Origin of the sequence: Vibrio sp. Scap24 (genome assembly GCF_013394185.1) — a bacterium.
Classification (GTDB): Bacteria; Pseudomonadota; Gammaproteobacteria; order Enterobacterales; family Vibrionaceae; genus Vibrio; species Vibrio pomeroyi.
In genome coordinates, this window is record NZ_CP041333.1 from 1,643,851 (window position 1) to 1,670,302 (window position 26,452).

General features: G+C 43.9%; 22 protein-coding genes and 2 pseudogenes. 15 read left to right on the forward strand and 9 right to left on the reverse strand.

The features are described 5' to 3' along the window. Positions 1-253: 253 nt before the first annotated feature. From FLM53_RS22660 to FLM53_RS22670, 3 genes are all read right to left on the reverse strand, one after another. Positions 254-565, reverse strand: coding sequence for a glycine zipper family protein (locus tag FLM53_RS22660; protein ID WP_256099311.1), 312 nt, complete (start codon positions 563-565; stop codon positions 254-256). 128 nt (positions 566-693) lie between these two features. Next, on the reverse strand, positions 694-1,947 hold the full coding sequence (locus FLM53_RS22665; RefSeq protein ID WP_218113442.1) for a patatin-like phospholipase family protein: 1,254 nt from the start codon (positions 1,945-1,947) through the stop codon (positions 694-696). Between the two features lie 89 nt (positions 1,948-2,036). Further along, complete coding sequence (locus FLM53_RS22670; protein WP_176679300.1) at positions 2,037-3,473, reverse strand: hypothetical protein; 1,437 nt, start codon at positions 3,471-3,473, stop codon at positions 2,037-2,039. Between the two features lie 384 nt (positions 3,474-3,857). On the opposite strand from FLM53_RS22670, the gene FLM53_RS22675 reads away from it, so the two are divergent. Continuing rightward, positions 3,858-4,223: a hypothetical protein gene (locus FLM53_RS22675; protein ID WP_176679299.1), complete on the forward strand. Its 366-nt coding sequence runs from the start codon at positions 3,858-3,860 to the stop codon at positions 4,221-4,223. Between the two features lie 51 nt (positions 4,224-4,274). Here FLM53_RS22675 and FLM53_RS22680 read toward each other — a convergent pair whose 3' ends face one another. Further along, positions 4,275-4,745, reverse strand: a complete 471-nt coding sequence (locus tag FLM53_RS22680) for a DUF3299 domain-containing protein (RefSeq protein WP_176679298.1) — start codon at positions 4,743-4,745, stop codon at positions 4,275-4,277. A 92-nt stretch (positions 4,746-4,837) separates the two neighbouring features. Between FLM53_RS22680 and FLM53_RS22685 the strand changes: the two genes are divergently transcribed. Next, complete coding sequence (locus tag FLM53_RS22685) at positions 4,838-5,209, forward strand: hypothetical protein (protein ID WP_176679297.1); 372 nt, start codon at positions 4,838-4,840, stop codon at positions 5,207-5,209. 39 nt (positions 5,210-5,248) lie between these two features. Here the strand turns inward: FLM53_RS22685 and FLM53_RS22690 are convergent. Next, a pseudogene (locus tag FLM53_RS22690) lies at positions 5,249-5,764 on the reverse strand (FecCD family ABC transporter permease); the annotation flags it as partial. Between FLM53_RS22690 and FLM53_RS22695 the strand changes: the two are divergent. The 9 genes and pseudogenes from FLM53_RS22695 to FLM53_RS22735 form a co-directional block, all read left to right on the forward strand. Then, positions 5,755-5,841 (forward strand): annotated as a pseudogene (locus FLM53_RS22695) (lipocalin family protein); the annotation flags it as partial. The pseudogenes FLM53_RS22690 and FLM53_RS22695 overlap by 10 nt on opposite strands. A gap of 250 nt (positions 5,842-6,091) precedes the next feature. Next, positions 6,092-7,255, forward strand: coding sequence for an efflux RND transporter periplasmic adaptor subunit (locus tag FLM53_RS22700; RefSeq protein WP_176679296.1), 1,164 nt, complete (start codon positions 6,092-6,094; stop codon positions 7,253-7,255). A 3-nt stretch (positions 7,256-7,258) separates the two neighbouring features. Then, on the forward strand, positions 7,259-10,396 hold the full coding sequence (locus FLM53_RS22705; protein ID WP_176679295.1) for an efflux RND transporter permease subunit: 3,138 nt from the start codon (positions 7,259-7,261) through the stop codon (positions 10,394-10,396). Positions 10,397-10,472: 76 nt separating this feature from the next. After that, the gene (locus FLM53_RS22710; RefSeq protein ID WP_176679294.1) at positions 10,473-11,213 is read left to right on the forward strand and encodes a DUF1499 domain-containing protein; all 741 of its coding nucleotides are present in this window, start codon (positions 10,473-10,475) and stop codon (positions 11,211-11,213) included. A 46-nt stretch (positions 11,214-11,259) separates the two neighbouring features. After that, positions 11,260-11,820, forward strand: a complete 561-nt coding sequence (locus FLM53_RS22715) for a ricin-type beta-trefoil lectin domain protein (RefSeq protein ID WP_017633198.1) — start codon at positions 11,260-11,262, stop codon at positions 11,818-11,820. Between the two features lie 446 nt (positions 11,821-12,266). Then, positions 12,267-12,983: an ABC transporter ATP-binding protein gene (locus FLM53_RS22720; RefSeq protein ID WP_176679293.1), complete on the forward strand. Its 717-nt coding sequence runs from the start codon at positions 12,267-12,269 to the stop codon at positions 12,981-12,983. After that, the gene (locus FLM53_RS22725; RefSeq protein WP_176679292.1) at positions 12,970-15,498 is read left to right on the forward strand and encodes an ABC transporter permease; all 2,529 of its coding nucleotides are present in this window, start codon (positions 12,970-12,972) and stop codon (positions 15,496-15,498) included. The genes FLM53_RS22720 and FLM53_RS22725 overlap by 14 nt, the downstream gene beginning before the upstream one ends. Then, entirely contained in the window at positions 15,498-16,634 is a 1,137-nt protein-coding gene (locus tag FLM53_RS22730) for a lipocalin-like domain-containing protein (protein WP_370779480.1), read from the forward strand. Before FLM53_RS22725 ends, FLM53_RS22730 begins: the two co-directional genes overlap by 1 nt. A 144-nt stretch (positions 16,635-16,778) precedes the next feature. Beyond that, positions 16,779-17,129 carry a DUF3147 family protein gene (locus tag FLM53_RS22735; RefSeq protein WP_176679290.1) on the forward strand — a complete coding sequence of 117 codons (351 nt, stop codon included), beginning with the start codon at positions 16,779-16,781 and terminating at the stop codon, positions 17,127-17,129. A 185-nt stretch (positions 17,130-17,314) separates the two neighbouring features. Here FLM53_RS22735 and FLM53_RS22740 read toward each other — a convergent pair whose 3' ends face one another. Further along, on the reverse strand, positions 17,315-18,109 hold the full coding sequence (locus tag FLM53_RS22740; RefSeq protein ID WP_176679289.1) for an endonuclease I family protein: 795 nt from the start codon (positions 18,107-18,109) through the stop codon (positions 17,315-17,317). Positions 18,110-18,284: 175 nt separating this feature from the next. Continuing rightward, a complete protein-coding gene (locus tag FLM53_RS22745; protein ID WP_176679288.1) occupies positions 18,285-19,073 on the reverse strand; it encodes a helix-turn-helix domain-containing protein in 789 nt (262 codons plus the stop codon). A gap of 98 nt (positions 19,074-19,171) precedes the next feature. Here FLM53_RS22745 and FLM53_RS22750 point away from each other — a divergent pair, with 98 nt between their 5' ends. The 4 genes from FLM53_RS22750 (at position 19,172) to FLM53_RS22765 (ending at position 23,300) form a co-directional block, all read left to right on the forward strand. After that, complete coding sequence (locus tag FLM53_RS22750; RefSeq protein ID WP_123283567.1) at positions 19,172-20,068, forward strand: DMT family transporter; 897 nt, start codon at positions 19,172-19,174, stop codon at positions 20,066-20,068. Positions 20,069-20,277: 209 nt separating this feature from the next. Further along, positions 20,278-21,900 (forward strand): peptide ABC transporter substrate-binding protein, encoded by a 1,623-nt coding sequence (locus FLM53_RS22755; RefSeq protein WP_176679287.1) that lies wholly within the window; start codon positions 20,278-20,280, stop codon positions 21,898-21,900. Between the two features lie 385 nt (positions 21,901-22,285). Further along, the gene (locus tag FLM53_RS22760; RefSeq protein ID WP_176679286.1) at positions 22,286-22,789 is read left to right on the forward strand and encodes an acyl-CoA thioesterase; all 504 of its coding nucleotides are present in this window, start codon (positions 22,286-22,288) and stop codon (positions 22,787-22,789) included. A gap of 238 nt (positions 22,790-23,027) precedes the next feature. Beyond that, positions 23,028-23,300 (forward strand): hypothetical protein, encoded by a 273-nt coding sequence (locus FLM53_RS22765; protein ID WP_370779476.1) that lies wholly within the window; start codon positions 23,028-23,030, stop codon positions 23,298-23,300. Between the two features lie 639 nt (positions 23,301-23,939). Here FLM53_RS22765 and malG read toward each other — a convergent pair. Then, on the reverse strand, positions 23,940-24,830 hold the full coding sequence (gene malG, locus FLM53_RS22770; protein WP_176679284.1) for a maltose ABC transporter permease MalG: 891 nt from the start codon (positions 24,828-24,830) through the stop codon (positions 23,940-23,942). An 11-nt stretch (positions 24,831-24,841) separates the two neighbouring features. After that, positions 24,842-26,413, reverse strand: a complete 1,572-nt coding sequence (gene malF, locus FLM53_RS22775; protein ID WP_176679283.1) for a maltose ABC transporter permease MalF — start codon at positions 26,411-26,413, stop codon at positions 24,842-24,844. Positions 26,414-26,452 lie beyond the last annotated feature (39 nt).

A 26,452-nucleotide genomic window follows, 5' to 3' on the forward strand; every position in this document is an offset into this window, starting at 1 on the left:
ACTGCTTTGTCTGTTGGATTTTCGTTTTGGTCGGAAGAGTATATTTATTGAGCGAATAGCAATAAACCTCTCGGTTTAGCTTTGACTATTGCATTGAGGCAAAAATCTAGAACGTATTTGAAGGAGATCTGTGGTTATGGTTATGCAACTGTGGGAGCTCTACTCCTTAGAAAATAAGCAAAGCCGCACAGTTAATGAATAGATTATTGGTAGACGAATAGAAATATGACTTTAAGTCTCTAGAAGGAGCAGCCTAGTTCAAGACTTTATATCCTCGGCCGATCATGCACTGCCTCTGCACATTATTGACACCCTCTTCGTGCTGGGCTTGATTGTAAGCAGCTGCGTGCCTATGATGCAGTAACCCTCCAACAACACCAACAGCTGCCCCTACTTTTGCTCCATCACTACCATGCCCTCCAGCAATAGCCGTACCTGCCGCGCCAAGAGCAGCCCCTCTGGCAGCTGAACCTGCGACAGAGCGACCAACTCCCTTAGTTTGCTCTTCTTGAACTTGGGTTGATAATTGTTGGCATTCCAGTAAATCTATGTTGTATTGCTCCATATTGACACCTTTAGTATCCACAATTAAGTTTGCAGAACTGAATGTCGAAAATAGAGACAATGACATTAGTATAATTATCTTATTTTTATTCATGGTATATCACTCTATTTATTTAAATAATTAACACATTATTCATCGTTTAGATTTTTATCTCTTAGCTTTATTTGATGCCCATCTATAAAAGAGGCCGACCATAACGTTCCATTCTGTGCCTTTTCATATCCATATTCGTAGAGTTTGTTCATATACTCTTGGTCAAAAAATAAATCCTCACTTGGTTCGACGTCGAAGTCTTCTTCTATATAACTAAGATACGTATTGGCTTGGGCTTTATTTGTCACATAAACCTCTTTGTACAAATCGCCTCTAGTTTGAGAGAATATCAAATTATTAACACTTCTCTCACTTAGAGAAAATACATTATCTTCTACTTTTTCAAAGTTGTTCTTTAAATACCCATTTCGTATAATATAGATATTAGGCTTTTTTGTTATTCCGTAAAGTTCTGATATTTCTTTCAAATCAAAGTCATAAGAGTTAAAAAATAATTGATGAGATAACCCACCATCAACGTGCATTTCTTCATATTCATGTCCATTAGAATAAACAGTAAAATATTGCGGAGGAAAGAACCCTGGAATAGATGAGCTTGCCATTAGTACTTTATGAATAATTTCAATTTTATTAGGTATGTCGCTGTCCGCAATGCGGCCAATGTTCCAAACCATTTGTCGACCAGAATCAAAGTGAGTTGTTCCGATTTGGAGTCGTTTACCCTTTCGGTATTCACGAGCAATGGCTTCAATTAATTTATCATCGTAAGTTTTCTCTATGAATTGATAGAACTTTTTCCCTTCAACCATTGATGTACTGTATAGAGGCCATAGAGCGCTTCTCTTGTCCAAAAGATCTTGGTCATTTAAAGCAAGCATTGCCGTTTTTAATTCATGAATATATTCCCCGCCAACAAATACAAAAGGTGCGGTTAACGCTCCGGTACTAACGCCGGTCACCATAGAAAATTCTGGTAACTTTCCACTGTCATATAGTCCATTAATAATTCCAGCACCGTAAGAGCCTCGTTCTCCACCACCAGAGAGGACTAACACGCTAAATTGGTCGCCCACTATACGCGGAATATTATCTTGGTTTACAATTTCACTAAGCTTAGGGTTATCTCTTACTTCCCGTAGGTACTTAGGTGTTTCATCACCAAAGAAGCGATATGGCTCATCATAAATACTATTAGTTTTAGGGGTGCTAATAATAGAAGCACTCTCATAGTTATCTTCAGTGACTCTTTTATCTATCGAGTGTGTACTTGAACATGCTACTAACACCATTGGTAAGAGCATAACTATGATTGATTTAATTTTTTTCATTGTGATTTCTCAAACTAACAATTTATATTAGATATTATCCATCCAGACTATTAACGCTAAAATTAAACAGAGACTAATCTAGAACAGCTTTAAAATCTTCGATTTAATGTAGATACGAATTGGTGTTTACGATCGCTTACCCACCCATATTCAGCAGATACAGACCAATCCTTATTGAACGTATAATTAGCACCAACCAAACCGGACCATTTATCGACATTACTTTGCTTTACGTTGTAATCTATCCCAACACCTTCATAGGTATAAGTTCCCGTTAGCGTTAAAGTACTATCGATATATGTTGCACCAGTATATAGCGCAATAGATTGGGATCCTTTAACAGGAAATACTTTACCAATACGAGGAGTAATATTAACAATTAAGCCTTCAGCATCATTTTTACGCATATCTGCGTAGGTCGCCGACATCGGTACAGTAAAGAAATAATCATGCCACCCAGTTGCTAGAATAGTTCCGACCGTATAGTTGGTGCCTCTCAGGTCAGCAGTGACGTTATAAAGTGGATCTTTACCCCTTAAACGACATACAAAGGGCTTAAGCCTTCCACTACAGTCTGTTCCAAGTTGCCCAACAAGATCGTCACCACTAAATTGAATACCAAGATCAGCTGTACCACTTATTTTCCCAACCGACCCAAACACATTCATAAAAGGGAACAACCAAGCGTCCAATTTTAATTGGGGAGATTGAGTGTCATTACTGCTGTTGTGAAAGGATACAAAATCAATTGGGTACTTTTTGGAACCGTTGATACCTACATTTAAACCTGTGATGTCCATATACTGGTAAGTATCTGTATAAACGACACTGACCCCGAAAGGCTTAGGCAATGAATAGCCTTTATCAATAACGTTTTGTGCATAAAATGGAAGAGCACGATTCCAATTCTTGGCAGTTGTTGTCTTTTCAACTTCTTTGTTTGCAGTCTGACGATCACCCAAGCCAGTCTCAGTCAGGTCATAGTTGATGGACGTAGACATAACTTGTGCACTTGTCCCCGCAGAAGCACCAGAATAATCGAGTAGATATACTGGAACATCAAGGTCACCATCTAAAATAGTGGCTTTTGATCTTCCACCACTGCCACCAAGGTTAGCATTTGCTGCAAAGGATAAATGCCAGTTACCCTCTTTATAGGCTTCCAACTGTTCCTCAGTATCAAATATGGCAATGCCATCATATTGATGCAGCGCAAGCCCCGCACCTAAGTCATATTTATCGACGTCAATATACGTAACAGTACCATCAGTATTGTTGTATATGGATCCAATCCCTGATGACTTACCTAATATAGGAAGTTGAACCTCAGACATTCGCACAGTCGCGTACCCGTAGGCATATTCCATCTGTTCCGGAACCTCAACATAGTGCTCGCTGATCCTGTTAACGACCTCATTTGAAACTTTGTTGACCTTTTGGCGAGCTTGTTCACGATCAGCCGGAGAGTCAGGAGAACTGCATCCAACCATCAATAGTGTCAATGATATAGTGACTAATTTTTTCATTATTTTTCTTACTGTTAATTACTGATGACACAAGGAATAAGAACGAAGTTTATTAGATTCAATCTCAAGCAATTCATAGGTGTCTGAAGGTTAAATCAAGGATGAATGAACCCCGCCTAGCCGCAGCCGTCGGTGGTCTTTCAACGCGATCCTTGATTAACGCTTTATTCGATAGTCGATTTAGGGAGAGAGTTTATTTTGTGTGCAGGTTTAGATAAATGGCTCGAAGTCGTTTTGATTATTGCTTGAGTGCAAGAATAAAAAGAATGAAATTTCAGCTACAAGCAACGCAAAAGAATTGAACAAATTCATCAACTACCGCTGCGTGAAATCTTGATAGAGCACGAACCTTTCTTCCTTGGAGCGAAAGTTTACGTATCAGGTATGACTATACCAATTGACACGGATGAAGACGGGAATCGCATCTACGAAGTCATGGTTTCTAGCGAGCACGCTACAACCAAATACTCAATCGTTGTGATCGAGCATGACTCCAAGCTTAATGCGATCAATGATAGCCAACTTATCGAGTGCAACTTTAAAAATAGCGACGCTGAAATAACCGAGGCAATCTTGGAAGTCATGGGGGAATTCGTAATCGTAATTACCCCCCTTGTATTGAAAATACCTAGGATACGACTCACTCTTCAATTTAGAGGAAACTCAAATGCCAGAGACTTGATCTTCCAAAGGAGAGTAATCCAAACAAAGAAACCTGCCGAAGCAGGTTTTTTTCTATCAGGTCTGTAATAAACCTCTAGCTTCACAATAGTTGACACACTCCCTGCGAACATTACGAGGTTATTCGTATGGTTCAACTTCCAAGCCTTCCAAAGAATATCCCACTCTATTTGCTAACTCGTTAACCGTAACCTCTGCCTTGATGGTCCCACTCACATAAATGACGCTTTGGAATTTTTCTATAGGCATTGGCTCTTTGAATTGCACATAAATGATTTGATTTTCTGGTGGCGGTGGCACATGAATGCACGCACCCGCATAGGGAACGAGTAGGATTTGCGAGATCGTTTCACCATCAGATTCTAATGGAACAAAATATCCGGCAATCCTAATTTTTCTCTGATTCAACTCAGGGCGAATTGCATGTCTAACTAGAGATTGCTTAGCGGAAGCTTCGCCTCCGAAGTTATATTGCATCGTCTTTTCACTTTCTGGAATAAGGTCATCCCAACTGAGCTCTTCATAGGTACTGGCATTAGCACCGAACGCTGCACCCAGTAAAATCAATGTGAAGGCAATAAGTTTTTTCATGATGATGTTCGCTTTCCAATTCTAACTTAACGTTGCGAGCCGATGCTTTAAACAACAACCCACCCAAATCAATTTTAACGACGGCCATTGGAATGATTAATACCTCCAAATACGAATTAAAATTGCAACAGTGCAAGAATGGGAATGACGCTCTTCAAAGAGCAATACAGTTAGAATACAAAGCTCAAACCGAGAGCACACTGAAGAAAGCTGATGAAAAGCAATATGCCAACCCTCCTGCGGAAAGGAGTTGCCAACTTACACATCTGTGGTTGCTAATGTCTCATCGTTGCCTCTCAGAGTGGCAGCTACACACCATCACAAGCCCAAAAGAGGCAGCAGAAGCAAGATCGCAAGATCATCTTGCTTCCGGTTTAGGTTTGCATGGATCTAAGAAGGCACTTTCAACCCCAAGAATAGAGATCGAAAGTGCCCGACTGATTGGAGCTTGGAGCCGTTCCTAAGCTCCATTTTTGATGAGTTTCCCTGATTCAATAAACAAGCTACTTGCGCCAAACAAGATATAAGACAAACAACCCACCTAGCGCCGCTGTCACAATCCCAACAGGCAATTCTTGTGGCGCTAATATGGTTCGACTGACTAAATCCTCAAACAATAAGAGAACCGATCCCCACAAGGCGATCAAAGGAATAGCTCGCTTGTGAGTCACACCTGAAAACGGTCGAACAAGATGAGGCACCATCAAGCCAATAAAGCCCACCACGCCCGTCATTGAAACAATCGATGCAGTGCAAAACGCACAACAAAGAAAAATCTCACTTTGCAGGCGGTGAACATTGATCCCTAATGAGCTTGTGGTCTGTTCACTCACTAACAAAGTGTCGAGTTCGCGATAACGTTTAATCACTAAAACAATAAGACACAACACGCCAATTAAGGCAAAAATTAAGTTATTCCAACGAGCAAGCCCTAAGCCTCCCATCGTCCAAAATAAAATCGAGCTTGCCGCTCTTTGATCGCCCGAGTAAATCAAAAAACTCGTAACCGCCCCTATCAGTTCCCTATTGGGAAGGTCCTATTGTGATTGAAGGAACATACTCAGGTACTGGATATATGGAGCTGACGGGGTACTAAATCAATAAAACAAACAACACAAGGTAAGAACTAACACAACCGGAGAACTAATCACCTTAACTTGTTCCTTTTCTTTGTAATCAATAGTAAATACGCACGCTGCCTAAGTTGTTGGGGAAGAGCCTTCATCCTTTTCCAAAGACCTCATAATTTATCAAAACAAAAACCTGAGCCTTAACCCTGCCTTAACCGTGTAGCTGCTATTCTTTTTCTTATATTTGTAATTATGCTTCTAGGATAAGGTTTCATTATGTCTCTACCCCACGCGTTAAGATTGCCTTTGGGCCTGCTTCTCTCTAGTTCTTTATTATTGGGCTGTGGCGAACAAGCTATGGAACAACGACCAGCTCCAGGTCCTATTCATGTTGATGTTTTAGACTTGACCCCAACAACACTGCGTTTAACGACCGAGTTGCCAGGGCGAATTGCTGCGTTTAAACAAGCAGAAGTGAGACCTCAGGTAACGGGTATTCTCAAAAGCCGTCTATACAAAGAGGGTTCTCAGGTAGAAGCCGATGAAGTACTTTATGAAATTGACCCAACCACTTATCAATCCAACGTTAATAGCGCACAAGCCCAATTAGCGAAAGCACTCACGAGCGAAGATACCGCTCGAAAAACGGCACTTCGTTATAAAGAACTATTAAGAAAAAAACTGACCAGTCAGCAAGATTTTGATGATGCCGATGCGCTTTACAAAGAAGCTCAAGCTGAAGTCGCGATCCGCCAAGCGGAATTGGATTATGCCAATATTGAACTGTCTTACACCAAAATCAAAGCACCTATCTCAGGTCAAGCAGGCCTATCTTTGGTATCGGAAGGTTCTTTGTTGACCTCTGAACAGTCTTCTTACCTGACGACAATTGTGCAAACCGCGAATGTTTACGTGGATATGCAGCAATCTTCGTTAGCGATTACCAAAATCAAAAAAGAGTTTGCGACCTTCACCGACAAAGATGCGGAGATTCCAGTAACCATCACGTTAGAAGACGGCAGTGCGTATGACGAAGCAGGCCGTTTAGAATTTTCCGATACGCTGGTTTCGGACTCAACAGGTACGGTAACGCTGCGCGCCATTATTCCAAACCCTGACAATACTTTACTAGCAGGCATGTACGTACGCGCCCATATTTCAATGCCAGAAGCTCGTGGCTACCTTGTCGTTCCTCAATCAGCTGTGGTAAGAAGCCAATCTGGTGAGCCTTCCGTTTTTGTGGTGACCGAAGACAACAAGACCGTAAAAAAATCAGTGATTCTCGGTAATGAAGTGGGTAACGGTTGGGTAGTTAAAGAAGGACTATCTAGCGGTGAGCAAGTCGTCATAACCAATATCATCAACATGAAAAATGATATTGCGGTTGTTGTCGATAGCAGTACAGACAGTGCTGTTCCTGCTTTGGCGAGTGAGGAATAAACCATGTCCTTATCGAACTTTTTTATCAACAGACCGATCTTTGCTTGGGTGATTTCCATTGTCATTATGCTTTCAGGCATAGCGGCTATCGTCTCTTTGCCTGTCGCGCAATACCCAACAATTGCACCGCCAGCCGTGACCATTTCAACGTCTTACCCTGGTGCTTCAGCAAAAACAATTGAAGACAGCGTTACTCAGGTCATCGAACAAGGCATGACAGGGTTAGATAACTTGTTATACATGGCGTCTAAAAGTGACTCTTCTGGTAGTGCGAGTGTTACCTTGACGTTTAGTGCAGATACCGACCCCGATATCGCTCAGGTACAGGTGCAGAACAGCTTACAGCAAGTGAGTAATCGCCTGCCGACAGCGGTACAAAATCAAGGTACTTCTGTCACCAAGAGTACGTCAGGTTTTATGTCGGTAACCAACTTATATTCTCCTGACAGCAGCATGAGTGCGGGCGACATTCAAGATTACGCTAACTCAAACATTAAGGACATCTTAAGCCGTGTGAACGGTGTGGGCGAAGTGACTATTTTCGGCCCATCTTATGCGATGCGTATCTGGTTAGACCCAGCCAAGTTGAACAGCTACAGCCTCACGCCTGTTGACGTTTCGAATGCGGTATCGGTTCAAAACAGCCAAGTCACGGTTGGACAATTAGGCGGAACGCCTGCTGTTGATTCTCAGTTAATTAATGCCAGTATCACGGCGCAAAGCCTACTAACCAGCGTTGAAGAATTTGAAGACATCTTAATAAAGGTCGACAGTGACGGCTCTCAAATTAAGCTCAAAGACGTCGCACGTGTCGAGTTAGCCAGTGAAGAATCTTCATCTATTCCTGCTTACATGGGTAAGGACTCTTCTGGTATTGCTATCACCCTTGCTACCGGCGCGAACTCGTTAGACACACAAAATGCGGTTGATGCAAAACTTGAACAACTTTCAAAAGGTTTTCCGGATGGACTAGAACTGGTTAAAACCACCGACAATAACTTATTTATCCGTTTATCCATCAGTGAAGTGGTCAAAACCCTTTTTGAAGCGGTTGGGCTTGTATTTGTCGTAATGTTGCTGTTTTTGCAAAACTTACGAGCAACTTTAATCCCAACCATAGCCGTACCAGTCGTACTGCTTGGCACCTTCGGTGTTATGGCTATGCTGGGGTTCTCGATCAATACACTCACCATGTTTGGTTTAGTCTTGGCTATCGGCCTTCTGGTTGATGACGCCATTGTTGTTGTGGAAAACGTTGAACGTTTAATGCATGAAGAGAACCTATCTCCTCTTGAAGCAACCAAAAAATCAATGGGACAAATTACCAGTGCCTTAATCGGTATTACGATGGTGTTGTCGGTTGTATTTATTCCTATGGCCTTCATGTCAGGGTCAACGGGCGTTATCTACCAACAATTCTCTTTGACGATTGTTTCAGCAATGGTGTTATCTGTTGTTGTGGCATTGATTCTGACTCCCGTATTGTGCGCAACGCTTCTAAAGCCTGTCGATAAAACATCGAGCAATAAATTTTTTGCACTGTTTAACCGAGGGTTCGACAAGCTCTCCAGCCAATACCGAGGTTCAGTTAAACACGCTTTACAACGTCCACTGCGCTTCGTTTTTGTTTATCTAATGCTTTTTGCCGGCACGGCTTACCTATACAACGTGCTACCAAGTTCATTTTTGCCAAATGAAGACCAAGGTGACTTCATGGTGATGGTCACCACACCAACAGGGACCACATTACAAAAAACGCAAGAAGTGATGTTGGATATCAAAGATTATTTTGAAGAGAACGAATCACATACTGTCGACCACGTGTTTACCGTGTCTGGATTCAACTTTTCAGGCTCTGGGCAAAATGCAGCGATGGCATTCATTGGCATGAAAGATTGGTCAGAAAGGACAGAACCCGGAACCGATGTGGATTCCATTATCGGCCGTGTCATGGGTGAGTTTTCAAATTACAAACATGCACAGATCTTTGCTTTTAGTAGCCCAGCAATTCGAGAACTTGGTACTTCAACGGGTTTTAACTTCTACCTAGAAGACGTGGGGGCTGTTGGCCATGACAAACTGATTGAGTTCAGAAACCAGTTACTGGCGGCGGCGGCTCAAAGTCCATTATTGCAAAGTACACGACCAAACGGCCTTGAGGATACCGCGCAACTATTCCTTGATGTCGACTATGAAAAAGCGAAAGTTCTAGGTCTAGAAATTGATGACATCAACCAGTCATTATCGATTGCTTGGGCATCGTCATACGTGAATGACTTCATCGATCGTGGTCGCTCTAAGAAGGTTTACATTCAAGCCGATGCTGAATATCGAATGACACCAGAAGACCTGAACTTATGGTTTGTGCGTAACAACAACGGTGAGATGGTGCCAATCTCAGCTTTCAGTACTTATCACTGGGGTCAAGGCTCACCACAGTTACAACGTTATAACGGCAACCCTGCAGTAGAAATCGTCGGTGAAGCAGCTTCTGGTTACAGTACTGGTGAAGCGATGGATGAAATCGATAGATTAGCCGCAGAGATTTCAAACGATGTACAGGTGAGCTGGACGGGAATGTCCTATCAAGAGATCGAAGCTGGAAACCAAGCGCCAATTCTGTACGCGATCTCCATCTTGATGGTTTTCCTCTGCTTAGCCGCTTTGTATGAAAGCTGGAGCATTCCAATTGCGATTATTCTGGTGGTTCCATTAGGGATACTCGGCGCACTGGCTGCGATCATGTTGCGAGGGCTAGAGAACGATGTTTACTTCCAAGTGGGCGTTTTGACTACTATTGGTTTAACCGCCAAAAACGCAATTCTGATTGTTGAGTTTGCAAAAGAGCTTTATGAAAAAGGCGTCAACATTATTGATGCAACGGTACAAGCCTGTGAAATGCGTCTGCGCCCGATAATCATGACATCACTGGCGTTTGGACTCGGCGTGTTGCCATTGGTACTAAGTACGGGAGCTGGTGCTAATGCTCGTAACGCGATAGGTACGTCTGTTCTGGGCGGCATGATGGGTGCGACATTATTGGTAATTTACTTCGCTCCGCTATTTTTTGTCTTGATCTGCAAATTGTTCAAATCAGATGATAAAGCAGCAATAGCGAACAACGCCGAACAGCCAAACTGAGTACTAACAAAATGAGGAGATGATGAGCCTCGGAGTGGCTCATCATTACTCGCTGAACACTTTCAAAGGATAGAAAATGACGAACAGCCGTACCTCTCGTATTGGAACACTATTATTAGTCATCGCTTTTTCCGCTGTGCTAGCGGTTGCCGTGATGATCTTTGGGGCGCGTTTGGGCTTGTGGGATCCCATAATTGGCTTTGGCTACATTCGAAATTATCTCAACCCCATCGGCCTATCTTTACTCGCTATAAGTACACTCGGGCTCATCTACCAATGGATTACTCGTAATCGCACTGGTGCGCTCAAGTCTCTGGTCGCTGTATTCATAGGGCTTAGCCTCACCGCGCCAATGATCCACGGCATGATTCAACCAGTGAAACGTGGACCTGCAATTCATGACATTACAACCGATACCATAAACCCACCTAAATTTTTGGTGCTGGATGATACGCGTGCCGGTGCCAAAAACTCTCTGATTTATGCAGGGGAGGAAGTTGCAGCAGTACAGAGGAAGTTGCACCCATACATTAAGCCAATTCCGTCTAGCCTCTCTGCTGAAGATGCATACGAAAAAGCTCTGGATGTTGCGCAGAACAAAGGTTGGGAAATTGTTGCAAGATTTCCTGAAGCATTACGCTTTGAAGCGATAGCTCAAACAACTTTCTTTGGCTTTATAGACGATGTGGTCGTTAAAGTCACACCGATAAACAGCGAGAGCCGTGTCGACATTCGTAGTGTGTCTCGAATCGGTCGCAGTGATAAAGGAGTCAATGCAGCTCGAATTGTAGAGTTCACCGAAAGTTTCAACCAGTAAGCCGTTTTAGTTACAACACCGAAATTTATTAAAGGATGAAATAGATATGAAACTGAAAAATGTAGCCAAAGTCATTGTGGCATCTAGCTTAGTTGCTGCCCCTTCATTTCTCTTTGCAGCAGAGCCGAATGTGCCGACAGAGCCTCCATACATTGTATTAAGTGATAATTTAGATGAGCCAAACGGTTATGGATTTTGTATTGATACCTACGGCCCTGGTCAATCCGAATTAATGCAGACCCACACCTGTAAGCCCAAAGCGCCCGAAGGTTCTCCTCGTAACTATTCTGGTCATGATGTGAGATTTGAATACGACAATGAAACAAATAAGATTCAATCTTATGCGTTTGAAGGGTTATGTATGCAAGGTCTTTTAGCTAAAGGAAAGAGCGAACTCGCGTTACTAGAGTGCAGCGATGCAAAACACCAAGGTTTTGTTTATAGCGAAAATGATCAGACTATTCGATTGAAAGCGGATTCTAGTTACTGTTTGGCTGTGACATCAGAAACTCAAGAAGCCGGTCCTTGGGTAAAACGTCCACTTGAACTGATTCAGTGTGAGGAAGCAGAGCCAGTTCTAATGAAATGGACGGTCGTATCTAAGTAATACACACTTTTTGGCAAACCTCATCGTTTCACAACTCAATGCCTTATAGGTGACATTGCATACATGTAATGTCACCTTTATTGTTGAATGAAAGATTGAGATTTTCAATATGTCACTCTACTTGAGTATTAAAAACACTAACAAGCTATGGAAAAAAGATATGTTAGGGATACAGCTTTCACTCGCCTTATCCTCACACAAAATAATCTTCATCCAGATACCAAGCGTTGGAATTGGCTACCCTTAGATGCCGTAAAAAATCTTCTAATAAATAACCCAAGGCGATGTGATTATTCAAAGACCCAACGAGAGTTCGAATTCCACCTCTCACTGATCTATTTCTCTCTTATCAAAGTATAAGTTATTAATAATTCGATATAAATCGCTCTATTATTTGAAATTGTTGTCTACAGTTTGATAGTCATTGTTGGATACAAGGAGAGGAAATGGAAAACCCAGTTGTCACGCTAAAACAGGCCAGTAAAAGCTTTGTTGACGGCAAAGACACCCATAGCGTGTTGGATAGTGTCGACTTCACTTTAGCGACGGGCGCTAGTGTGGCTTTGACAGGAGTAAGTGGCAGCGGGAAAAGCACTCTACTTAATCTCATTGCGGGTTTTGAACCGCTCTCAAGTGGCGAGTTATGGCTCGATGGTGACAACACATCGGTTTGGAAAGACCAACAGTGGAGCCGCTTCCGCCATCAGAAACTGGGCGTTATCTTTCAGCAGTTCAACTTATTAACCCCACTCAACGTAAAACAAAACATCGCGTTCCCGTTGCATTTGAATCAACAAAAATGGGGCGACTGGTGTGATTATTTGGTGGAAGCGTTAGGCATCAGTGAACTACTCGATAGACATGTATCAGCGCTCTCTGGTGGGCAACAACAACGAGTAGCCATAGCTCGCGCGCTGGCTCATAAACCAAAACTGCTGCTTGCCGATGAACCCACAGGCAACCTTGACCACAAAGCTGGTTTAGAAGTCATGAGGCTACTGAACGAAATCACCACACAAGGCAACACCGCTGTCCTACTGGTTACACACAGCCCGGAATGTGCCAGTTTTATGCAGACACAACTGGTGTTAGATGATGGAGAACTGAAGCGAGTCGATCTAAACCAAAAGCTAGCGAGTGGCATTTCTTATGTTGAAAGCTAAGCGGACACCCGAATCAAATTGTCTCAAAATCGCTCACACAAAACTTACGCTAAACCTATTCGCTGCGCACTATCGCCAATCCCCTTTGCAAGCTGCTGCGATCTTGGTTGGTATTGTGTTAGCGGTCACCCTGTTTGTCGCGGTGCAAGCGATCAATCTCAATGCCAAACGCAGCTATGCAGAATCCACCGAGCAACTTAGCGCTAAAGCTCTAAATCTGATCATCCCACCAGCGGGGCAAAACTATTTGCCAGAATCGCTCTACTTCAAGCTAAGACAAAACGGACTCAGCGCAATACTGCCCGTGATTGAAGGGCGAGTGAGAGACGAACAAGGTCGTCGTTGGTCGGTACAAGGTAGTGAGCTAATCTCTGCTCTCACCTCAAGAGCTCGCTACTCCGAAGAGAACGAACAAACAAATCAGAACCAACAAAATATATCCCTGTTCGATAATGCCCTTCCCCTACCTCAACTACTGGCTGGCAATCCCATCGTGATGATGAGCCAATCGCAACATCAAAACTTAGGCAAAGTAGAAACACTGACCCTCGATGAAGTCGTCACAAAAGTTGTGGTGCTACCTGATGAATGGCAACTGGGCAGCCGAATGTTGATGGATATAGGCTTCGCCCAACAACTACTGAACAAGCAAGGTCAGCTGAGCTACATCGCCGTATTTGATACTAATAGCCAACCACACGACAACTGGCTGAATCTCATCGCAGAGCAAGGGCAATGGATCACCAATAATCAGAGTACCGATCTCGGTTCGATTACCGACAGCTTTCACCTCAACCTAACGGCCATGAGTCTACTGGCTTTCTTGGTTGGTTTATTCATCGCTTATAACGGTGTGAAATACAGCTTACTGAAGCGTAATCGGTTGTTAGTACAAATTCAGCAAGCGGGCGTTGCACCAAGCATCGTGTTTTCTGCCTTGCTCGTTGAGCTTACCGTTCTGGTAACCGCAGGCGCTTCACTCGGTTTCATTTTAGGGATTCAATTAAGCCATTGGCTTCACCCCACCGTTGCGATAACCCTTGAACAACTTTATGGCGCGACACTTTTGCCCGGTACATGGCAGTGGTCATGGTTAGCACAGGCCTTATTGCTTACGTTAGCGGCTACGCTTGTTGCATGCTGGCAGCACTTTAAGCAACGCGTTAGACAACCGCTTTCTTCTCATGGCGGTTTTTACCAAGCGCCAGAAAACTCGAACGAAAACCAATTGTTTGTCATTGGTTTAGCGCTAACCGTTATCGCATTAGTTGGGTTGTGGCTTAGCGAACATCATCGCTTCACGATGGCGTGGCTTGGTGTATTAGTGGTATCGATTCCTTTATATCTGCCCAAAACGCTCAGCGTGTTAGCAAATTGGAGTGAACAGCGAACCCAATCGGGGTTGATGCAGTACCTGTTCGCTGAACTGCGAGAGCTGATATCTCCACTCTCCCTTGCCATGATGGCACTGCTGCTTGCGGTTACCGCCAACATGGGAATGAATACCTTAGTTGGCAGCTTTGAATCCACTCTAAAACAATGGTTAGAGCAACGCTTGCATGCCGACATTTACGTTAGCCCCGCTCAGGGTGAAATCGCTAATGTCGAGCGCGCATTAGAACAATTTGAGAACGTTGAAACCGTTTTTAAGCAATACTATGTCGACGATAACTTGCAGGGCCTGCCCACGTTACTTGGCACTAAAGACAAAGATACATTAGAGCAAACCATGGTGTTCCAATCGCAGCTGGATAACTTTTGGCAGCGCTTCTATCGAGGGGAACTCGTGGCGATCAGTGAACCTACCGCGGTGAAGCTTGGCTTATCACTGAATAGCGAATTTAAGCTCGACTCCATCCCTGACCAATCACTGGTGGTTGGCGCTGTTTTCCATGATTACGGCTCACCCAATGGCGAAGTGTTACTTGCCCCTAGTTTGTGGCTTGAAAGCGGCTTTACGGATTTGCCCACTAGCCTAGGTATTAAAGTCTCTGGCGACCAGCAACAGGTATACGAACAGTTACGCCAACAACTGAATTTGCATCCAAGCCAACTTTACGATCAAGCACAGATCAAGTCCCTCGCTTTAGATATCTTTTCACAAACCTTCGCCATCACTCGCGCGCTTAATGGCGTCACATTGATGGTCGCCGTCATTGGCTTGTTCTGTGCGTGTTTCATGTTGCTTGATGCGCGTAAGGCCGCTATCGCAAGATTGTATGCACTTGGCGTGAGCCGTAAAAAGCTGATGGCGATGGTACTCGGGCAAATCGTTGTGTTGGTGGCTTTTACTCTGGTTATCGCCATCCCACTCGGTGCTATGGTGGGCTACGTACTAACAGACATCGTCACCCTACGCGCCTTTGGTTGGAGCTTAAACTACCAATGGAATTGGAGCGATGCGCTCAGCATTTCCTTCATCACGATTATTGTGGCTGTGATTGCGACACTCATCCCCTTATGGCGTTTGGTCAGTAAACCTGTGGTATCTAGCTTACAAAGTGAGGTGTTGTGATGAACATTGATATGAAAAGTAAGCTAATCAAACTGTCTGTTCTCTCACTTAGCCTACTTTCTCTATGGGGTTGTGAAAAAGGCGATCCAAATTCCGCTCAAAACATGGGTTCAATACTTGGAGGTAACAATGAGCAAAATGATCAATTCACTCCCGTAGTTAAAGGCGTAGACATCAATTTCCCTGCTGACCACCAAGCGCACCCGAGCTTTCGCCATGAATGGTGGTATTTAACCGCCAACCTCACTGATGAAAATGGCAATGAACTAGGTGTGCAATGGACACAATTCCGCTTTGCCGCAGCTCCAGAAGATAACGCCGAACAAACCAAGCAGCTTAAGCAAACAGCATGGCAAAGCCAACAAATCTACATGGCGCATAGTGCCATCACGACCAAAGACAAACACTATGCCGATGAAAAATGGTCGCGCGACCAAGCAGAATTGGCAGGCGTAAGTGCTTCACCATTTCGGGTCTATCTTGATGATTGGCAGTGGAACTCATCAACCAATGATCTATTCCCTGCCACGTTGAACGCCAACTCAGAACAATTTGGCTACTCGTTGACACTCACCAGCGACGCTCCCTATCAAAAACAGGGTGAGCAAGGCTACAGCACAAAAAGTAGCGACGGAAAAGTGGCTTCCTATTACTACAGCCAACCATTCATCGATGTATCGGGTAACGTGACGATTGATGGCGTGACGCATAAGGTTTCTGGCAAAGGCTGGATAGACAGAGAGTGGAGCTCGCAGTTCTTACTCGACTCACAACAAGGCTGGGATTGGTTTGCACTGAGGCTCAATGATGAGACTAGCTTAGTCGTGTTCCAACTACGAAATTCAACAACAGGCGAAGCCAGTTATGCTAGCGCAAGGTTGATGCAACAAGACGGTTCTGGCATTGCGATTTCACAACAAGACATCACCCTAACCGCCGTCAAGCAAACAGTAATCGACGGACGCGATTATCCAACAGAGTGGCAGGTTTTAATTCCAAGCCAGCAAATAGAGCTGACAGTCTCGGCACTCAATCCCAAAGCAAAAATGCCCCTATCGGTTCCCTATTGGGAAGGCCCTATTACGATTGAAGGAACACACTATGGTACGGGTTATATGGAGTTGACTGGGTATTAGATATACCAATAGCTACGGTGCCATAGACTACTTTTTAGCACCATTGTGCCCTTTACCTCATGTTAATAACACTTCTGGCGACCTAATTCGTATCACGACTTAGGCTCATTCAGCTAGACTTTAGATTTATGCTTGGGGCGCAACATGTGGTGGATTGTTTTCAAGTATTTAACGACAGCAGCAATTGTCGTTCTTATCTCTGAAGTCGCCAAGCGTAACGACAAACTCGGGGCTTTGGTCGCAGCCTTACCAACAGTTACCATTCTCGCGTTGATATGGATGTATATCGAAGGCCAAGGGCCGGACAAACTATCAAACCATGCCTTCTATACGTTCTGGTTTGTCGTGCCGACACTTCCAATGTTCCTACTGTTTCCCTATTTACTGAGCAAATATTCCTTTTGGGCGACGTTATTATTAAGTTGTTTTATATCAATCATTTGTTTTGGTGTCGTAAATACACTGGCCAAACATTTTGGAGTTAATCTCTTATAGTTGATGAGTCCGTGATAAACGTTGAGCCACTATCAAAGTGACACTCAAGGTTCGGCAATTTCCATTCAGATTAAGGGTTGTGTTTATCGAGCTGATGTTTAGGCTAGTGATTAAAAGCCATCTCTAAGATGGCCTATTTATTTTTCAGGGGTATAGCTACAGATTAGTTTTGTTTAAACGACTCATTACCCGTTACATCTACTGCTATAAATGTCGTTCACCCAATTTGGGGTATCAATGAAAGGGTTGCGGTTGCCTTGCCACTTAACGGCTTTTTCATGGCGGTTACGTTCCCAATCGTCCACCGGATCCGCGTTATGCCATTGAAGTAAAGTGCATAACTTTCCAACCTTAGGTTGACCTGACGTACTCGACATATCATCAACCAGATACAAGTCAGGCATTGTCGCGTTATTTCCTTCATAGCGCACGGCCATGTAGAAAAGCGAACGAGCGGTATCCCCTTTAACAACATCTCTAGGTTCAAAGCTGTCGTAATCCGTCTTGTTAAGCGGTGACTTTTTCAGTGGCGACCCGCCAAAATCAAAGTCCTTGTTTGAACGAATTGAGTTAATCTCTGCATCGGTTGGCTGCAGGTGATGAATATCGGTATAGCCCCATTGGTCTTTGCGCTTAAACCCAAAAGATTTAGGCCAAAGATGTTCACGGTTCCAAGCATTTTTGTCGTTGTTACCCGACGAGGTAAAACCTTTAGATTGTGAGCGACCGCTGTAATACAGAATAACGTTATTCGAATTATTCGGATCTTCATTCGTGTCTTTCAATGCAGACCAAACTTGGTTATACGACAATTGCTTTTGTCCACGAGCAGCAATCACACCGAGCATGTCTTTTAACGCATTTCCACTCAATCCTTCAGCTTCTAGGTAGTAACCATTGGGGTATGTAGTATTAGCAAGCGCAACTGGACTAAGAGCGGTTGAAATCAGCAGAACGCTGAGATTTAAACGCATTTTCATTGTGTTGAGTATCCTTATTATTGTTGTAATGCCCCACCGCTGGTGAGTGCCACTCATACTCTACAAAACAGGGTTTATATGCAATCTGTTTATTTTACAAAAATATCCGGCTGGATATTTATTATTCAAAAAGCAAATATCCAGTGTTCGACGTTGATGTCTACCGAAACAAAACCTACAACAAGCGATTCTTATATTGCTCCGGCGTTTGACCGGAATACTTCTTGAACATGCTAATAAAGGGGCTCGCTTGGTTGTAGCCTAATGTGAGGGCGACCTCTTTAACCGACTGGCCGTTTCTTAACAGATCCATTGAGTACAAGTAACGCACTCGCAGTCGCCACTCAGTAAAGCTCATCCCTAATTCACTTTGGCAATGACGTGACAAAGTTCGCTCGGTTGCGTGCACTCTCTCTGCCCAATCCTTTAGCGAGATATCGTCTGTTGGGTTCTCTTCTATCGCTGCCAGAATAGGCGCAAGATACTTGTTATCGGTTGAAGGTAAGAAGTGATGCTCGACTTGGCGTTCTGCCAATTGGTCCAACAGCACCTGTACAAGCCTTTGATCTTGTTCGCTTTGGGCGACATTGATGTCACGCTGGCGAAAGTCATCGATAATCGAAGATACGATCGGCGTAATCTTAATAAGGCTGGTTTTCTCAGGCAGGTGTTGAGTTAACTCACGTGCAATATTCAAAGAGCAGTAGTCCAATGGTTTGCGGTTATAACTGCAGTGCATCACTCCAGCGGGTACCCAAATCGCTAAATGTGGCGGTGCGAGAAAGCGTGTTCCCTCAGCTTCCATTTCAAGAATCCCACCGCTGATCAACTGAACCTGCCCCCAAGGGTGACTATGCACACGAGTTTCGGTGTTCGATAAGAACGCTTCGAAATTCATAAATACGTTGGATGGTGCCTTGTCGATTGATAAGGATGGGTGAAGGTTTCTTGAGTGTTTTTTCAATCTTGTCTTCCTATCGCGCCTGATGTCTTTTTAAAGATATCTGTAAGTATAACGACCTGTCAAACTAGCCGCATCAACTCATTTGCGACGGAAACCACATGCATTATCTTTTACCATTTTTCACAGTCTGTATCTGGGGTGCTAATGCGATCGTCAATAAGCTGGCCGCAAGCACTATCGAACCGAGCGCGATGAGTTTTTACCGTTGGTTCATTGCAATGTTAATCCTGACGCCTTTCTGTATCCGCTCGGTTATCAAGCAGTGGCCAATCATTAAACCTAACTTGTCGAAATTAGCATTCCTTGGCTTTTTGGGCATGGTGTTAAACCAATCATTGGGTTACTACGCGGGCCTAACTACAACGGCTTCTAACATGGCATTGATAACTTCATTAGTGCCGTTGATCAGCGTATTCCTGAGTGTTCCATTGCTCAACAAATCGATTTCTAGCTTGAGTATTGTCGGCGGTGTGTTATCTCTGTCTGGATTGGCCCTGATGCTTGGTAAAGGTGACCCGCTGTTCTTTATTCATCAAGAACTGACTCAAGGCGATGGCTATATGTTAATCGCAGCGTTTGTTTACGCCTCTTACTGTGTGCTGTTGAAGCGTTGGAAAATGCCAATCAGTAACTGGGTGGTGATCTATATGCAGGGGATGTTCGCAGTCGCAATGTTGGCACCACTTTGGCTGACCAGCGACCAACTGATTCCTTCGCAACAAGCAATTCCTTTGATTGCGTACGCAGCGGTTGCGGCTTCTATTCTGGCGCCTTGGATGTGGGTAAAAGCGATTGATACCATTGGTGCCGATTCCAGTGCGATGTTCATGAACTTGCTGCCTGTTGTTGCGATTGTATTGGCTGCAACCTGGCTAGGTGAAGAGATTAACCAGTTCCATATCATTGGTGGTGTGATGGTGATTTCAGGCGTTATTCTTGCTCAAATTAAACGAAAACCAAGGCTTGAAGCGCCCCTGCCTCAGCAAGCTAACTAAACTTAGCTTGGGTTAGATTAGAGTAAATTAATTAGACGACCAATAATTCGCTAATCAACCTTTCACCACAGTGCCTGCTTTATCGCAGGCATTTTTATTTTGTTCACAACACTTTCAAATTCCTTTAATACGCACTTACTGTTGTTGCAACCAACGACCGACTCATGTTTAATGCATCGAGTACTGTTTAAGTTGTAAAAGGAATTACAATGACCCAATCAACTCTGCCTGTGATCATATCGTCACTGCTGGCTCTAACGTCTGCATCAAGCTTCGCTGCCTCTATCACAGCTGATGCTCTGTTAGCTGAAGAGCAACATTTTGTTCGTGGTAATGGCGCAGAACCCAATACTCTCGACCCAAGTTTCATCAATTCAGGCATGCCAGGAGACATCATCGTCAATGACATGTTTGAAGGCTTCGTGATCGAGAACAGTGATGGACAGATTATTCCAGGACAAGCTGAAAGTTGGACGTTCAGCAACGGCGGTAAGACGGTTACGTTCGTTTTGAAAAGCGGCCTTAAGTGGTCGAATGGCGAACCAGTCACCGCATCAGACTTTGTGTTTGGTTGGCAGCGTGCCGTGTCTCCGAAAACGGGCAACAACACCGGATTTGTGTTCTCGACGGCAAATATCGTGAACGCCAGCGAGATTCTTGCAGGGGATAAAGATCCATCAGAGCTTGGTATTCAAGCACTAGACGATCGCACGGTAGAGATCTCGCTTTCAAAGCCTACGCCCTATTTCATGAGTTTAATGAGTATCAAGACCTTCTTCCCTCTGCCTTCTAAGTTGGTTGAAGAGAAGGGAGACCAATGGACTCGCGCCGAAAATATCGCAACCAACGGCGCTTACACACTCAGCAAATGGGTACCCAATGAATACGTCGAAGTCACCAGAAACCCAAATTACTGGGATAACACTTCAACGGTAATCAATAAGGTGACCTACCTAGGTTTATCCTCTCAAAACGCAGAGCTAATTCGTTACCAGTCTGGTGAGATTGATATGACGAACCGCGTTCAGCTTGAGTATTACCAAAAGCTTGTCAAAGAGAGCCCTGAACAGATTAAGGCGCAAGCGTTATTAGGGTCGTATGTTTATTCGTTCAATACTCGCCAACCTCCGTTTGATGATGTCAGAGTTCGACAAGCACTGAGTATGGCGGTCGACCGAGATATATTGGTCGATAAAGTAACAGGCCAAGGCGAACCTCAAGCTTACAGCGTGACACCTAATAATATCCCGAACTACACGGCGCCTAAGTCTTTATTCGAAGCGCTTGATAGCTCACAGCGCCAAGCAAAGGCCAAACAGTTACTCGAAGAAGCTGGGTACAACAAAGAGAACCCACTTACATTCACACTCACCTATAACACTAGCGAGAACCACAAAAAGATCGCCATCGCGATTGCATCGATGTGGAAACCACTTGGCGTGAAGGTAGAACTCGAGAATATGGAGTGGAAGGCGTATGTCGCAGCTAAAGGGGCGGGAGATTATCAGCTTGCTCGCTCATGGGCATTTGGTGACTACCCAGAACCCTCAGCACTACTAGAAGCCTTCACATGTGGCCACACAGCTAACGAGAGTGGTTTCTGTAACACTGATTTTGATGAGCTGTTACAGAAAGCGAGCAAAACGGAAGATCAGGCTAATCGCTTTGCTTTATACCAGCAGGCTGAGTCACTACTTAACGAATCAGCAGCAGTTATGCCTTTATATCACTACAATCACACTCGATTAGTGCGAAATACACTCAAAGGCTTCCCTAACAATAATCCGAAAGGAAATATCTACGCGAAGGATCTATACTTCATAAAAGAGTAAAAGTGAGCTGAAGAATAAATAGTTTTAACTACCACTTTAGTGGTAATTACGATAAAGTCACTTTAACTAAACCAAACAAGCAACGGTTAGTTGGCAAACAATAAAAGGTACCGACATGAGTACCTAAAGGCTTAGAAACACCTAGCATTACGCTAGGTGTTTTTTTTGCAATCAACCCTTTCTTTTAGCTTACTCTCGATTGTCTTTCCGTGTTTATCTCTCACCTTGAAACTCAATAACCATCAATGTTCATCGGTTCGTCATCCGTTTGAAAAAAATAGTCTTAACCGTGAGATTATCCGCTTTAATTTCTATCGTCTTATGTATATTGTTATTAGCAAGTAACAAGCATGTTATGCAGCACAATAATAATGAAGGAAGATAGATGAGCAGTAACAATAGCCGACAAGATGGTAAACGAGACGTTACTCTGCGTTTTTTAGCTGAACCCGGGGATGTGAACTTTGGTGGTAAAGTTCATGGTGGCGCAGCAATGAAGTGGATCGATTTAGCTGCCTACGCTTGTTCTGCTGGGTGGAGTGGCAAATATTGCATTACGGCTTACGCTGGTGGTATTCGATTTGTTGCCCCAATCCATGTAGGCAACCTAGTAGAGGTAAGTGCGAAAGTCATCTATACCGGTTCGTCTTCTATGCACATTGCGATCGATGTACAAGCGAGCGACCCTAAAGAATTGAATAACCGTCTAACCACTCACTGTATCGTGATTATGGTGGCAGTTGATGAAAACGGTAACCCGACTAAGGTGCCTGAATGGGTGCCAGAAACACCAGAAGACATCGAATTGAGAGATTCCGCTATCCGCCTAACGAACATGCGAAAGCAAATCGGCGAAGAGATGGAAGCGCACGTGAAGTACCTTAAATAAGGTTAATCACTAGCCCTGCCTTGCAACCAAGCTCTTTCAATACCCACTATTTCAATGCCAAGCAGCCGCTTGGCATTTGTTTATCTAACGTTCTCAACCAACGGCGAAGCACTCAATACAGCTTCTAGAGCGTGATACTCAGCCAAAGGTTGAAATGAATCAACGCGAGTTCAAATAATTATTTTGACTGTCATAAAGTCGTCATTTAGCTCTGATTAAATACCGCCAATCATAATGGATGTATTTGAATTTCCCGGAGCCACACTTGAGCGTCACACGCCCCACTCTTAGCGAATCTACACTGAACAATTTGAAGGCTGTTGAGTATCAATGGGTTAGAACCTTGTACGTCGAGGGCTACGACAGTAATGAAATTAATCACTACATCCAGACGTGCTTCGGCGGTGACCCTACGTTTGCGGATCTATTTCGTCGTGTCGCACTCGATCAAGAAAGCATCTATGTGTTGTTACAACACTTGGGCTGTGCACCTTCAAACAAAGAGTTCTAGCAACTAGAACTCATTACTCACATTCTATCACTACCCATTTCAAGTTAATCCAGCCTAGTGCTTTTATTGTTAACCTTCAGCTATAGCTCCAACACCATTCCATCAGCCTGAGTTATGACCTCTTTAAAACTCACAGCCACATCCCGTTTCTATATGCACTTTCTGTGCAATTTCCGCACTTGTTGCATACAAATCATTGAAGTATCACGCATTGGATTATTAGCAATATATCAATAGATCAACAGCCCCTTATACTGAGTGTCTGATTTGTGAGACTCTTTCATGCCTTCAAGTAAGAGGAATGAGTCAAGAAAGGTGTAGGAGAGAAGTGACTCGAAGCTTTTAATATTAAAGCGGTTATCAGCACAATAACGGTGATGGATACAAGAGTTGACGAGTAAAGCAGACACAAAGACAAAGCAAAAAGTAGCAGGCATAAAAAAACCCAAGTAAGTACCTGGGTTAGAGTTACAAAAACCACTAATCATTAATAGCGTAAGGAACCTGATTAGTAGCCAGCTATGCGTAACCTGAGGGTTATTTTTATTACTGATCGGCGGCCAAACCAAATGATGTAATAAAAATGCCAATATAGAGCGACCACGAAGGTCGCTCTTTTTCTTTCTTATGGGATACAGCTTATCCTTTTACACCACCTGCCGTCAAACCGCCAACTAACCAACGTTGAGCAAGTAAGAACACGATAGTAATCGGAAGTGCTGAAAGTACAGCCGCTGCCGCAAAGTCACCCCATAGGTAGTTCTGAGGGTATAGGTATTGCTGCATACCTACTGCTAGCGTGTAAGAGTTCACATCGGTAAGTAGGATTGACGCTACTGGTACTTCACCTACTGTTGCAATGAACGACAGAATAAACACAACTGCTAGGATTGGCACAGACAATGGCAGTAGAACCAGTCTGAATGCTTGCCAAGGCGTTGCACCATCCAGTGCTGCAGCCTCTTCCAAAGAGTTATCAATCGTTTCAAAGTAGCCCTTAATCGTCCAAACGTGCAGTGCGATACCGCCTAGGTAAGAGAAGATCAGACCGCCATGCGTGTTCAAGCCTAAGAACGGGATGTATTGACCAAGTTTGTCGAACAACGCGTAGATAGCCACTAGAGCAAGTACCGCTGGGAACATTTGGAAAATCATCATCGCTTTCAGGATAGTTTCTTTACCCTTGAAGCGCATACGAGCAAATGCGTAAGCCGATGTCGTAGACAGTGCCACAATCAAGATAGACGTCACACCCGCTACTTTAACCGAGTTCCATAACCACGTTAAAACAGGGAATGGAGGTGGCGTTACCGAGCCATCTGCGTTCGTTACTGAAATACCTAGTGCGAGTTTCCAGTGCTCCAGTGATGGATTTTCTGGAATCAAGCTACCCGTTGCGAAGTTACCTTCACGGAATGAGATCGCGATGATCATCAGAAGTGGGAAGATAATCATTGCCAAGAAGCACCACAACACTGCATGCGTTGCCCACACTCGGTATTTAAGGCCTTTACCTTGTACCATAGCCATTGTCGTGCTCCTTAATCTTGAGACAGTTTAGTGAAACGAAGGTTTAGTAACGCTAGTGCACCAACCAATAGGAAGATAAGCGTTGCGATTGCACTTGCTAGACCGAAGTCTTGACCGCCGCCGCCTTCGAATGCAATTCGGTACGTGTAGCTTACAAGCAAGTCTGTGTAACCCGCTGGCTCAGAAGTACCAATCATGTTCGGGCCACCATTCGTCAATAGTTGAATCATTACGAAGTTATTGAAGTTAAAGGCAAACGCTGCAATCAGTAGCGGTGTAAGCGGTTTAATCATCAATGGGAATGTGATGCGCTTAAAGTTATCAAGGAAGTTCGCACCGTCAATTGCTGACGCTTCGTATAAGTCATCAGGAATCGCTTTCAGCAAGCCCATACATAGAATCATCATGTAAGGGAAACCTAGCCATGTGTTAACAATCAACACCATGGTTTTCGCTAGGATTGGGTCTGAGAACCAGTTCGGGCTTAAGCCGAAGATATTCTCGAGCACCATGTTGATCTCACCAAAGCTCTGGTTGAATAAACCCTTAAAGATAAGAATCGAGATGAACGCTGGTACTGCGTAAGGCAGAATCAGTAGAACACGATAAATAGAGCGGCCTTTCAATTCTTCCCACTGTACGATGTTCGCCAGTACAAGACCGATGACAAGTGTGAACACTACGGTACATACAGAGAAGATAACCGTCCAAATAAAGATGCTGATGAAAGGTTCTTTAATGCCTTCATCTTTCCACACACGTTCAAAGTTATGTGTACCAATGCTAACAACGAAGCCCGGAGAGATTGTGTTACCTGTAAACTCACCATTGACATCAACAGGTTGGTAGAAACCTAACTCCATATTTGGCTTGAGAACATCACCCGTTTCGTTGTTGATTAACGTTTCGTCATCATCCTGAAGGGTGTAAAGCGGAGCAACAGAAGCGAACTTACGTAAGCCACTCATGCGGATGTCACCACCGTCCGGTAGATTGAAATCAACACCACTGATCGCTGCTCGGTTTTGGATGATCGCTTTGATCTTCTCTTTTTCACCTTGCGTAGACTCGATTGCAGATAGGTCCATTTCTGTCGCTGTCATATTGTCTAAAGAGAATACGTCAGTCGCTAATAGTAGGTCGCCATCTTTAACCACGATCTGGTGACCGTCGTCTGTTTTGTACAAAGTGAATGGGTAGCTATCACCACTTTGGAAAGTGCGGTCTAAAAGAACGGTTTGAGTACGTTCTAGAGAAAGCTGGTTTTTTGCGCTGTAGTTTGTAAACGCAAGCCCTACGGTGTATGCCAATGGGAAAAGAATGAACAAGATCATTCCGGCAATACCTGGGTAAATATAACGGTGGGCGTAAGTTTTCTTACTACCAAAAATGTAAAGTGCCAAAGCCGTTAAGATCACTGTAAGCAACGCAAAAGCGAGCTCACCGCGAGAATACATTAGAATTGTAGCGTAGCCGTTAATTAAGCCAACGCTACCAAGCAACCCCCATTTGATGAAGACGCTTTTACTGCCTGGAAGGCTTGATGGTGCTGGGATAGCATCTGTACCTTGAACTGACTGCATAGAGGAACCTGCTAGCGATATAGATAAAAAATAGAAAAG